Below are 11301 nucleotides of genomic sequence, written 5' to 3' on the forward strand. Positions count from 1 at the left end.
GTCCGGTTACCCGAGGGCGGCCCGGGTCGTTCGGCAGGGCATGAAGAAACTCGCCACCCTGGCCGCCCTCACCATGGCGGGCCTCGCCCTCGCCGCGCCCGCCGCCTCCGCCACCAGTCAGACCGCCGCCTCCCCGGACGCCACCGGCGGCCTCACCGACGGGCTCACCCTCTCCCCCGCCGACCTCGCCATCCACACCGCCGGCCAGCTGCCGGTGGTCGGACACAGCGCCCAGGAGGTGGAGAAGATCGGGACCAACCAGATGACGCACCCCGGGCTCAGCGGGCAGATCGGCTGACCGACCCCCGTGCGGTCAGCCCGTCCGCCGTCGTCCGTAGAGACGCTCAGGATTGGAAGAGCCCGTTGAGCTCCGGGTAGGTCAGCCCGCCGTCGAGGGCGGTGTACGTGCCGCTCGCGTACACCTCCTCGGCGGCCCGGCGGACCGCCGCGAACGCCACCTTGGCGAGGCCGGGGCCGAGGCTGATCCGGGCGACGCCGAGCTTCGCCAGCTCCGGGACGGACAGGGCGCCGGGCCCGGCCAGCACGTTGAGCGGGGCGGGCACCGCCTCGACCAGTGCGGCGATCGTCTCCCGGTCGAACGCGCCGGGCGCGAAGACGCCGTCCGCGCCGGCCTCGACGTAGGCGCGCAGGCGGCGCACCGACTCGTCCAACCGGCCCTCGGGCTCGCCGAGCTGGTGCAGGAAGACGTCGGTCCGCGCGTTCACGAACAACGGCACGCCGGCCGCGTCCGCCGCCGCCCGGGCCGCCGCGATCCGCTCGGCCGCCTCGTCGATCGGCCGGCCGTCGTCCTCCAGATTCACGCCCACCGCGCCGGTGCCGATCAGCGCCGTCACCGTCTCGCCGACCCCGGCGGCACTGTCCGCGTAACCGCTCTCCAGGTCGGCCGTGACCGGCAGTTCCACCGAGCGGACGACCAGCGCGGTCTGCGCCAGCACCAGGTCGCGGTCGGCTCCGCCGCCGTCCGGGCTGCCGAGCGTCCAGGAGACGCTCGCGCTGGCCGTCGCGACGGCCCGGGCACCGGCGCCGGCGACCAGGCGGGCGCTCACCGCGTCCCAGGCGTTGGCGAGCACGAGCGGCTCGCCCCGGCGGTGCAGCTCGTGCAGGGCGCGGGCCTTCTCCTGCTGCGTGGTCACGGCGGTCCCCCTCACTTCGCGGCCGGGCTGAGGCGCGTGGTCACGCCGATCCGGTTCCAGGCGTTGATGGTGGCGATCAGGGCGATCAGCTGGGCGAGCTCGGCCTCCTCGAAGTGCGCGGCGGCCTCGTCGTACACGGCGTCCGGCACGTGACCCTGGGTCAGCAGGGTGACGGACTCGGTGAGCGCCAGGGCGGCGCGCTCCTTCGCGGTGAACCACGGGGTCTCGCGCCAGGCCGGGAGCGAGAGCAGGCGGTGGTTCTGCTCGCCGTTCTTGGCGGCGTCGGTGGAGTGCATGTCGATGCAGAAGGCGCAGCCGTTGATCATCGAGGCGTGGACCTTGACCAGCTCGGCGATCCGGGGGTCGAGGCCGGTCCTGGAGGCGCGGTCCACGGCGATCATCGCGCTGTAGTACTCGGGGGCGAGCCGGTGCATCGCGAGGCGCTGGGCGGGGGCGGGGACCGGTGCGTCGGCGGTTCCTGCGGTCTCGTTCGTCGTCGTCATGATCACCAGCCTAAGGAACGGAGTGGCCCCCCGTCCTGGTGCATTCACCGCTGGTGTTCTTGGGCCACTTCCGCGGTCTCCGGCCATTCCGACCGGCGAACGCACGTGCGAGGATCGCTGGGAAGGGCGAGATCAGCGTACGGGGGTCAGGGATCGTGTGTACGGCGTTCGTCAGCATCGAGCCGGGGGCGGCGGTCCCCGTCCTGCTCCTCTCCGTCCGGGACGAGTACCTCGGGCGCCGCTGGCTGCCGCCGGCCCACCACTGGCCCGACCGGCCCGAACTCGTCGGCGGGCAGGACCTCGCCGCCGGCGGCACCTGGCTCGCCGTCGACCCCGCGCGGCGCACGGCCGCGTGCCTGCTCAACGGCTTCGGGCCGCTCGCCCCCGCCGGGACCAGGCTCTCCCGCGGCGAACTGCCGCTCACCGCCGTGCGCGAGGGCGGCATCGGCCACCTCGACCTCACCCCGTACGACCCGTTCCACCTCGTGCTGGCCGGGCCCGCCGGCGCCCGGGTCGCCAGCTGGGGCGACGGGCGGCTGGTCGAGCGCGACCTGCCCACCGGCCTGAGCGTCGTGCTCAACGACGGGCTGGAGGGCCTCGCCGACAGCCGGACCACCTCGGAGCGGATCCGCGCCGTCATGGCCGCCCGCGCCGCCCACTTCCGGCCCCGCTTCGAGGCCGCGCCCCGGCCCGAGCCCGGCGACGACGGGACCACCGAGGACGCGTGGGGCGCCTGGCTGCCGATCGTCTCCGGGGACGGGCTCGCGCCGGACGACGACGCGGCGCTCGTCCAGCGGCGCGACTTCGGCGACGGACGGATCTGGGGCTCGTCCTCGATCTCGCTGCTCGCGCTCGGGCCGGAGCTGCTGCGCTACGACTTCGGGCCGGCCCCGGTGCCCGCCGGGGGCGCGGCGTGGCGGCGGGTGCCGCTCGGCTGAACGGGACCCTGGAAAGCGCTTGAACCTGCCGCAACGGGAGGTTGCATCGTGGTCCTCCGTCGACCCCGAGGGAGGACCACGATGAACCACCGACGCCCCGCGGACGTGGCGGCCGCCGCCGCCCTGGTGGCCGGCACCGCGCTCGTCGCCGCCGGCGCCGCGCTGGCGCTCAGCCACGCCGCCGAGCGGGCGGTGTCGTCCGGCGTGCTGCTCGCCGTGTGGGTGCACGTGCTGCTCGCCCACGGCCCGGGTTTCGCCGAGGCGTCCACTCGATGAATTTCCGGCTGCAGGCCTGCCGGGCGTCTACATCCCCGTAGTAGCTTCGCCGGGGCTCCCCCTGATCAGATCCCCGAGCGAAGGTGTGCGATGTCCACCCTGACCTACCCGGAAGCGATAGGCGTCGGCCTGCTGCAGGGTGTGACGGAACTCTTCCCGGTCTCCAGCCTGGGCCACAGCATCCTGCTGCCGGCGATCATCGGCGGGAAGATCCAGCACGACCTGGACATGACCGCCGAAGGATCGCCGTACCTCTCCGTGCTGGTCGGCCTGCACCTCGCCACCGCGCTCGCGCTGGTGGTCTTCTTCTACAAGGACTGGCTCCGGGTCATCGGCGGCCTGTTCAGCTCGATCCGCCACCGCCGGATCGAGACCCGCAACGAGAAGCTCGCCTGGCTGCTCATCATCTCCACCATCCCCGTCGGCATCGCCGGCCTCGCCTTCGAGAAGGCCCTGCGCAACGCCCTCGGCAAGCCGATCCCGGCCGCGGTCTTCCTCGCCCTCAACGGGCTCGTGCTGCTCGGCGCCGAGCGCCTCAAGCGCGGCGGCACCGGCCGCCGACGGGCCGGCCACGCCGCCCCGGTCTCCGACGAGCCCGGACTCGACCCGGCGATCGCCTCCGACCACCGGCTCGCCCGGCTGAGCTTCCTCCAGGGCACCTGGATCGGCGCCGCCCAGATCCTCGCCCTGTTCCCCGGCATCAGCCGCTCCGGCGTCACCATGAGCGCCGGCATCCTGCGCGGACTGCACCACGAGGACGCCGCCCGGTTCTCCTTCCTGCTCGCCACCCCGGTGATCATCGCCGCCTCGGCGCTCAAGGTGCCCGAGCTGTTCAAGCCGGAGAACGCCGACATCCTCGGCCCGGTCGTGGCGGGCAGCATCGCCGCCTTCGTCGCCGGGTACGTGTCGGTGCGCTTCCTCACCAAGTACTTCGAGACCCGCAGCCTGACGCCGTTCGCGATCTACTGCTTCGTGGCCGGCGTCGGCAGCGCGGTCTACCTCTCGCTCTAGGGATCTACAACTCCTGTAGGACCAGGGCGAGTTCGCGCGGCTGCGAGAACATCGGCCAGTGTCCGGTGTCCAGTTCGACCAGCCGCCAGTGCTCGCCCTCCAGCAGCTCCGCGGCGCGGCCGTACGGCTCCGGCCAGTCCAGCAGGCACTTGACGTACGTCGCCGGCAGCTCGGGCAACGCGTCGCCCAGCACGGCCGGTTCGGTCAGCGAGGCGCCCGGGTGCGGCGTCGAACCGGCGACGATCCGGGCGACCTGCTCGTCGGTGAGGCCCTGGCCCTCGAAGTCGGCGGCGGTGAGCGGCGGCCAGAAGCCGTCGTTCTTCGCGATGGCCACCGCCACCTCCTGGCCGTTCCCGCCCGCCGAGACGAACGACTCGCCGTCCCGGGGGACGTTGGCGTCCACGAACACCACCCGAGCCAGCCGGTCGCCGATCCGCTCGGCGGCCTGGCCCACCGGGATGCCCGAGTAGCTGTGCCCCACCAGGACGACGTCGCGCAGGTCGAGCCGCTCGATCTCGTCCACGATGTCCCGCACGTGGGCCTCCTGCCCGGCCGGGGCCTCGTCCCGCTTCTCCGCGAGCCCGGAGAGCGTCAGCGGGTAGGCCCCGTGCCCCGCCGCGCGCAGCTCCGCCGCCACCTCGTCCCACGCCCACGCGCCGAGCCACGCGCCTGCCACGAGTACATAGTTCGCCATGGGCGGCACGGTAGCGCGAAGATGGGACATCACAACGGCTGAGCATCGGGGGAAGCAGTGCTGAAGGGCAGGACGGCGGTCGTCACGGGCGGCTCGCGCGGCATCGGACGGGCGATCGTCGAACGGCTGGCCCGGGACGGCGCCCACGTCGTCCTCACGTACGCCGGCAACGAGGCCGCCGCGGCGGACGTCGTCCGGACCGTCTCGGAGGGCGGCGGACGGGCCTTGGCACTGCGGGCCGACCTGGGCGAACCCGGCGCCGCCGAACGGCTCATGGCCGCGGCGGAGGAGCACCTGGGCGGCCTCGACATCCTCGTCAACAACGCCGCCAGGGCCTTCACGCCCACCCCGCTCGCCGAGACCGACGACGAGACCTTCGACGCGATCATGGCGGTCAACACCCGGTCCGTCTTCGTCACCACCCGCTACGCGGCCCGGCGGATGCGAGACGGCGGACGGATCGTCAACATCTCCACCATGAACACCGCCCGCCCCGGCCCCGGCATCGCCTCCTACGCGGCCAGCAAGGGCGCCGTGGAGCAGCTCACGGCCATCGCCGCGGTCGAGCTCGGCCCGCGCGGCATCACCGTCAACACCGTCTCCCCCGGCGCCACCGACACCGACCTCCTGCGCGGCACCAACCCGCCCGAGGCCCTGGACCGCGCCGCCGCGATCACCCCCCTGCGCCGCCTCGGCGACCCCGCCGACATCGCCGACGTCGTCGCCTTCCTCGCCGGCCCGGACGGCCGCTGGATCACCGGCCAGAACATCCGCGCCACGGGCGGCCTGGGGTGAAGTGAGGGGCGCGGGGCGGGACGGCGAGGTGCCGCGCGGGGCGGGGTAGCGCCGGGCGAGAGGCGAGGCGGCGCAAGTCGAAGCGGCGCGAGCCGGCGGAGCCGAGCCCGGCGGAGCGGGATGGCGGGGTGCCGCGCAAGGCGGTGCAGCGCGAGGCGGCGGCCCGGGCTGGGCGGCGCGAGGCAAGCGTCACCGTGCGAGGCGAAGCGGCGCCAGCCTGCGGAGCCGCGCCCGGCGGGGGCCGTTGGTTGGCCGGCAGGCGCCGACCAGCCCACCCGGGGCAGGCCGGGACGAGGCAGGCCGCTAGCGTGACCGGCCGTGATCAACGAAACGACGTCCCTTTCCCCGACCGTCTACGCGCAGGCGAGACGCAAGACGGTCCTCCTGCTGCTCGGCGCGGTCGCCTTCACCGTCGTCGGCGCGCTGCTGCTCTGGCAGCACGACACCCTCAAGGGGCTGATCGGCGGCGCCCTGGCCGTGCCGTTCTTCGGTGCCGCCGCAGTCCTGCTCGCCGTCCGCCTCGTCCGCAACAGGCCCGAACTGGTGCTGGACGCCCACGGCCTGGAGCACGTCCAGCTCGGCCGCATCGCCTGGACCGAGGTCACCGCCGTGCGGGTCCGCACGATGACCGTCCGCGGCAGCACCCAGCGGATGATCGAGGTCGTCCTGGCCGACCCCGCCGCCTACCTGGCCCGCGCGCCCCGGCTCGTCCGCGCCGGCGCCGGCCTCAACCGCTCCCTCGGGTGCGGACCGGCGAACATCGCCGCCAACACCCTCCCCGTCCCGCTCGAAGAAGTCCTCGCGGCCGTCCACCGCCACCACCCCCGGCTCGGCGGCAGCGCGGGATAATCCCGTCGATGAGCACTTCGTGGAGCGCGTTCGGCGGCGACCTGCACCTCGACCTCACCGGGCGGCGCGCCGCCGGGGCCGGGCTGCGGGCCGCCCTGGAGGACGCGCTGCGCGAGGCCGTCCAGGACGGCAGGCTCGCCCCCGGCACCCGGCTGCCGTCCTCCCGGGCGCTCGGGGAGGACCTCGGGATCGCCCGCAACACCGTCGTGGAGGCGTACGGGCAGCTCACCGGCGAGGGCTGGCTCACCTCCCGGCAGGGCTCCGGCACGACCGTCGCGATGGGGGTCCCCCCAGCCGGCGACTGGGGGCGGGCGGCGTCCCGCCCGGCGCGCGAACGCCCGGCCCCGCGGCACGACCTGATGTCCGGCCGGCCCGACCTGTCGCTCTTCCCCCGCACCGCCTGGCTCGCCGCCGCCCGCCGCGCGCTCGCCACCGCCCCGCACGAGGTCCTCGGGTACGGCTCGCCGCTCGGGCGCCCCGAACTGCGGGAGGCGCTCGCCCACTACCTGGCGCGCGTCCGCGGGGTCCGCACCGACCCCGACCGCCTGCTGGTGTGCGGCGGCGTGACGCAGGGCCTCGGGCTGCTCTGCGCGGCCCTGCGGGAGCGCGGGGCCGGCGCGCTCGCCGTCGAGGAGTACGGCCTGCCGCCGCAGCTCGACACCGCCCACGCCGCCGGGCTCGCGACCGTGCCGCTCCCGCTCGACGAGGCCGGGGCCAGGACGGACCTGCTCGACGACCGGGTCGGGGCCGTGCTGCTCACCCCCGCGCACCAGTTCCCCACCGGCACGCCGCTGGCCGCCGACCGGCGGGCGACGGCGGTGCGGTGGGCGCGCGAGCACGACGGGTACGTCATCGAGGACGACTACGACGGCGAGTTCCGCTACGACCGGCAGCCGCTCGGCGCGATGCAGGCGCTCGACCCCGAGCGCGTGGTGTACGCCGGGACGGCCGCCAAGAGCCTCGCGCCGGGCCTGCGGCTCGCGTGGCTCGCCCTGCCGGACGCGCTCGTCGAACCGGTGTCCCGGCTGAAGCGGCTGGCCGACCACACGTCGCCGGTGCTCGACCAGCTGACGCTCGCCGAACTGATCGTCTCCGGGACGTACGACCGGCACGTGCGGCGCTGCCGGCTGCACTACCGCCGCCGCCGGGACCGGCTGGTCGCCGCCCTCGCCGAGCACGCCCCGCACGTCCGGGTCACCGGCATCGCGGCGGGCCTGCACGCGGTGCTGCAGCTGCCGGCGGACGGGCCGTCCGAGGCCGAGCTCCTGGCGCGGGCGGCGGCGGCCGGGGTGGCGCTCAACGGGCTCTCGTGGCACCGGGCGGACGGGACCGCCGCGAGCGGCCCGCCGTCGCTGGTGATCGGGTACGGGACGCCGCCGGAGCACGCGTTCACGGCGGCGCTGGAGGCGCTGTGCAGGGTGCTGCGCGGCACGTGAAGGGGGCGTGACGGCCCTGCGGGGAGACCGACTACTTGTTGCGGCCGCCCAGTTCGAACAGCAGCATGATGAAGCCCGCGAAGGCGTGGATGCCGGCCGTGTAGATGATCAGGCGGACGGCGACGCGGCGGTTGGCCCACTTGCCGGCGTCGATGGTCTTGGGGGCAGCGGGGGTCGAGGTGTGGGTGCTCGGGTCAGCGGCCATGGTTGTCTCCTCAGTGCGGTGCGGCAGGGCCGCCGCCGAGGCAGAGTTCGCCACCGGGGCTCTGCAGCAGGGTGTGGACGAAGAGCAGCTCGACCCCGTGCGCCGATTCGGCGGCGATGCAGTGCGGGGTGAGCGAGTCGAAGTGGGCGGAGTCGCCGACGGCCAGGTGGTGGACGCGGTCGCCGAGGGTCAGCCGCAGCGCGCCCTGGAGCACGCACAGCCACTCCTCGCCCGGGTGGACCCGGACGACGGCGTCCTGCACGCCGGGCGGCACGTGAACCCGCAGGGCCTGCATCGCCCGGCCGCGGGCGCCGGCCCGCCGGTAGCCCCAGCCGCCGGCCCGTCCGGGCTCGATGACGCCGCCGCGCACCACCGGGTCGGGCTCGGTCATCGCCTCGCCGAGCAGCCCGGAGACGGACGTGCCGTAGGCGCGGGCGAGGCCGAGCAGGACGGGCAGCGAGGGCTGGCGCCGGCCGGTCTCCAGCCGGGACAGATAGGCTGGGGACAGTCCGACCCGGGCGGCCGCCACCTCCAGGGTGAGGCGGCTGGCGAGCCGGTGCTCGCGGAGCCGGGCGGCGAGGCCGGCGACCTCCTGGTCGTCGAGCTGCTCGCCTGCGGCGCGGGCGCCGGCGGGGCTGGTGGTCATGTGACCAGTGGACACCTCGTGTGCCGCACGGGCAAGAAACTTGCCTCCCAGGCAAAACCGCGGAACAAAACCGCCGGATCAGGGCCGCGGGATGTTGCGCAGGTTGCTCCGGGCGAGGTCGATCATGCGCCCCACGCCGCCGGAGAGCACCGTGCGCCCGGCCGCCAGCGCGAAGCCCTTCAGCTGGGCGGCGGTGATGTGCGGCGGGATGGAGAGCGCGTTCGGGTCGGTGACGACGTCCACCAGCGCGGGTCCGGGCCGCTCCAGCGCCTCGGACAGCACCTCCCGCACACGGGCGGGGTCGGTCACCCGCTTGGCCGGGATGCCCATCGCCCGCGCGATCCCGGCGTAGTCCACGTCGCCGTTGTCGATCTCCCACTCGGGGTAGCCGGAGACGAGCATCTCCAGCTTGATCATGCCGAGCGCGCCGTTGTTGAAGACCACGGTCTTCACCGGCAGCCGGTGCTTGGCCACCGTGAGCAGCTCGCCGAGCAGCATGCCGATCCCGCCGTCGCCCGCCATCGCGATCACCTGCCGCCCCGGGCAGGCGAGTTGGGCGCCGATCGCGTGCGGCAGGGCGTTGGCCATCGAGCCGTGCAGGAAGGAGCCGATCACCCGGCGGCGGCCGTTGGGCTGCAGATAGCGGGCGGCCCAGACGTTGTTCATGCCGGTGTCCACGGTGAACACCGCGTCGTGGGCGGCAACGTCGTCGAGCACCGAGGCGACGTACTCGGGGTGGATCGGCAGGTGCCGCTCGATGTCCCGGGTGTAGGCGCCGACGACGTCCTCCAGCGCCTTGCAGTGCTTGCGCAGCATCTCGTCCAGGAACGACCGGTCCTCCTTCGGCTCCAGCAGCGGCAGGACGGCCCGCAGGGTCGCGGCGACGTCCCCGTGGACGGCCAGTTCCAGGACGGTCCGGCGGCCCAGGCGGGTGGCGTCGTGGTCGACCTGGACGGTGCGGGCCTGCGGGAGGAACGCGTCGTACGGGAAGTCGGTGCCGAGCAGCACCACCAGGTCCGCGCCGTGCAGGGCCTCGTGGCAGGCACCGTAGCCGAGCAGGCCGCTCATCCCGACGTCGTACGGGTTGTCGTGCTGGATCCACTCCTTGCCGCGCAGCGAGTGGCCCACCGGCGCGTGCAGGGCCTCCGCCACGGCCAGCACCTCGGCGTGCGCGTCCCGGACGCCGGCGCCGCAGAAGAGGGCCACCCGGCGGGCCGAGTTGAGCAGTTCGGCGAGCGCCTGCACCTGGGACCAGGGCGGGGCGGCGACGGCCTGCTCGGTCAGGAAGTGGCCGCTGCCGGTCGGGCGGGCCGCGGGCAGCGCGGCGACGTCGCCGGGGAAGGCGAGGACGGAGACGCCGCGGGCGCCGAGCGCGTGCTGGATCGCGATCCGCAGCAGGCGGGGCAACTGGGCGGGGGCCGAGAGCATCTCGCACCAGCTGCTGCAGTCGGTGAACACCCGCTCGGGGTGGGTCTCCTGGAAGAAACCGGTGCCGATCTGCCCGGACGGGATGTGCGAGGCCAGCGCGAGGACGGGCAGGCCGCTGCGCTGGGCGTCGTACAGGCCTTGGACGAGGTGGGTGTTGCCGGGGCCGCAGGAGCCGGCGCAGACGGCGAGCCCGCCGCTGAGCTCGGCCTCGGCCGCGGCGGCGAAGGCACCGGCCTCCTCGTTGCGGACGTGCACCCAACTGATGCCCTCCGCCCGGCGGATGGCGTCGACGACCGGGTTGAGGCTGTCGCCGACCACGCCGTAGACCCGCTGCACACCGGCCTGCCGGAGCACCTCCACCATCTGTTCGGCCACGCTCGCCACGGGTGCGCTCCTTCGCTGGGGCAGCTGACAGGGGTCACCTGCACCCTCCGGGGAGAGCCGGCGAGCCGCACGGCCGGTGAGCCGAACGAGTGATGGTGGAGGTGAACTGCCGCTACTCCGCGGCCAGGTGGTCGGGGCTCTGGCCGAGCTTGCCGGCGGCGAGGCCGGCCTGGGGCTGGCGACGGGCGGGTTCGCGGCCGGGGGGCTGGGCGCAGCGCTCCTGGGTGGGCGGGACGGTGGTCGGGAGCGTGACCGGCTCCTCGGCCTTGAGCTGGACCGTCTCGCCGTCGTGCCGCACGTGCATGGCCTCGCCGCGGCGCAGCGTGTACGTCGTCCCGTCGTGGGTGATCTCGACGCCGAGCAGCATGCCGCGGACCAGCAGCGAGAAGCCGAGCTTGGTGAGCCCGGCGGGCAACCGGGGCCGGAAGGAAAGCGTCTCGCCGTGGTCGCGCAGGCCGCCGAGGCCGGCCACGAGGGCGATGCAGGCCCCGGCGAGGGAGGCCATGTGGAGGCCGTCGCGGGTGTTGCCGCCGAGGTCGTGGAGGTCCATGAGGGCGGCTTCGGCGGTGTAGTCGTACGCGAGGTCGAGCTGGCCGACCTCGGCGGCGATGACGGCCTGGGTGCAGGCGGACAGGGAGGAGTCGCGGACGGTGAGGCGCTCGTAGTAGGCGAAGTTGCGGGCCTTCTGCTCGTCGGTGAAGGCGTCGCCGCGGACCTGCATGGCGAGGACGAGGTCGGCCTGTTTGACGACCTGCTTCCGGTAGAGGTCGAAGTACGGGTAGTGGAGCAGCAGCGGGTACTTCTCGGGCGGGGTGCGCTCGAAGTCCCAGACCTGGTGGTGGGTGAAGCCGTCGGCCTGGGGGTGGACGCCGAGGCTCTCGTCGTACGGGACGTACATCGCGGCGGCGGCGTCGCGCCAGGCGGCGGTCTCCTCGGTGTCGACGCCGAGGGCGCCGGCCTCCCGGGGGTGGCGGCCGGCGGC

The 11301-nt window shown here is 74.6% G+C and carries 14 protein-coding genes; 7 read left to right on the forward strand and 7 right to left on the reverse strand.

The genetic code is table 11. The features are described 5' to 3' along the window. Positions 1–40 precede the first annotated feature (40 nt). Complete coding sequence (locus AB0O00_RS01805; protein WP_363648015.1) at positions 41–298, forward strand: hypothetical protein; 258 nt, start codon at positions 41–43, stop codon at positions 296–298. 46 nt (positions 299–344) lie between these two features. Here AB0O00_RS01805 and AB0O00_RS01810 read toward each other — a convergent pair whose 3' ends face one another. After that, entirely contained in the window at positions 345–1154 is an 810-nt protein-coding gene (locus tag AB0O00_RS01810; protein ID WP_363648017.1) for an isocitrate lyase/phosphoenolpyruvate mutase family protein, read from the reverse strand. A gap of 11 nt (positions 1155–1165) precedes the next feature. Then, positions 1166–1657, reverse strand: coding sequence for a carboxymuconolactone decarboxylase family protein (locus AB0O00_RS01815; RefSeq protein ID WP_363648019.1), 492 nt, complete (start codon positions 1655–1657; stop codon positions 1166–1168). 155 nt (positions 1658–1812) lie between these two features. On the opposite strand from AB0O00_RS01815, the gene AB0O00_RS01820 reads away from it, so the two are divergent. From AB0O00_RS01820 to AB0O00_RS01830, 3 genes are all read left to right on the forward strand, one after another. After that, positions 1813–2595: an NRDE family protein gene (locus tag AB0O00_RS01820; protein WP_363648021.1), complete on the forward strand. Its 783-nt coding sequence runs from the start codon at positions 1813–1815 to the stop codon at positions 2593–2595. Between the two features lie 81 nt (positions 2596–2676). Continuing rightward, positions 2677–2871 (forward strand): hypothetical protein, encoded by a 195-nt coding sequence (locus AB0O00_RS01825; protein WP_363648022.1) that lies wholly within the window; start codon positions 2677–2679, stop codon positions 2869–2871. Positions 2872–2961: 90 nt separating this feature from the next. Further along, a complete protein-coding gene (locus tag AB0O00_RS01830) occupies positions 2962–3882 on the forward strand; it encodes an undecaprenyl-diphosphate phosphatase (protein WP_363648023.1) in 921 nt (306 codons plus the stop codon). A gap of 4 nt (positions 3883–3886) precedes the next feature. Here the strand turns inward: AB0O00_RS01830 and AB0O00_RS01835 are convergent, their stop codons facing one another. Beyond that, a complete protein-coding gene (locus tag AB0O00_RS01835) occupies positions 3887–4576 on the reverse strand; it encodes an alpha/beta fold hydrolase (protein ID WP_363648024.1) in 690 nt (229 codons plus the stop codon). A gap of 57 nt (positions 4577–4633) precedes the next feature. Between AB0O00_RS01835 and AB0O00_RS01840 the strand changes: the two genes are divergently transcribed. From AB0O00_RS01840 to AB0O00_RS01850, 3 genes are all read left to right on the forward strand, one after another. Then, positions 4634–5371: a glucose 1-dehydrogenase gene (locus tag AB0O00_RS01840; RefSeq protein ID WP_363648026.1), complete on the forward strand. Its 738-nt coding sequence runs from the start codon at positions 4634–4636 to the stop codon at positions 5369–5371. Between the two features lie 318 nt (positions 5372–5689). Beyond that, positions 5690–6220, forward strand: a complete 531-nt coding sequence (locus AB0O00_RS01845; protein ID WP_363648028.1) for an STM3941 family protein — start codon at positions 5690–5692, stop codon at positions 6218–6220. 8 nt (positions 6221–6228) lie between these two features. Further along, on the forward strand, positions 6229–7656 hold the full coding sequence (locus AB0O00_RS01850) for a PLP-dependent aminotransferase family protein (protein WP_363648030.1): 1428 nt from the start codon (positions 6229–6231) through the stop codon (positions 7654–7656). A gap of 31 nt (positions 7657–7687) precedes the next feature. Here AB0O00_RS01850 and AB0O00_RS01855 read toward each other — a convergent pair whose 3' ends face one another. The 4 genes from AB0O00_RS01855 to AB0O00_RS01870 form a co-directional block, all read right to left on the reverse strand. Further along, a complete protein-coding gene (locus AB0O00_RS01855) occupies positions 7688–7861 on the reverse strand; it encodes a DUF6126 family protein (protein WP_363648032.1) in 174 nt (57 codons plus the stop codon). Positions 7862–7871: 10 nt separating this feature from the next. Continuing rightward, positions 7872–8507: an XRE family transcriptional regulator gene (locus AB0O00_RS01860; protein WP_363648034.1), complete on the reverse strand. Its 636-nt coding sequence runs from the start codon at positions 8505–8507 to the stop codon at positions 7872–7874. A 78-nt stretch (positions 8508–8585) separates the two neighbouring features. Next, complete coding sequence (locus AB0O00_RS01865) at positions 8586–10319, reverse strand: pyruvate dehydrogenase (RefSeq protein WP_363648036.1); 1734 nt, start codon at positions 10317–10319, stop codon at positions 8586–8588. A gap of 112 nt (positions 10320–10431) precedes the next feature. Further along, the coding region (locus AB0O00_RS01870) for a glycosyl hydrolase family 65 protein (RefSeq protein ID WP_363648038.1) at positions 10432–11301 on the reverse strand (870 nt) is incomplete at its 5' end.

This window comes from Kitasatospora sp. NPDC093558, from assembly GCF_040683475.1.
In the GTDB taxonomy this organism is placed as follows: Bacteria; Actinomycetota; Actinomycetes; order Streptomycetales; family Streptomycetaceae; genus Kitasatospora.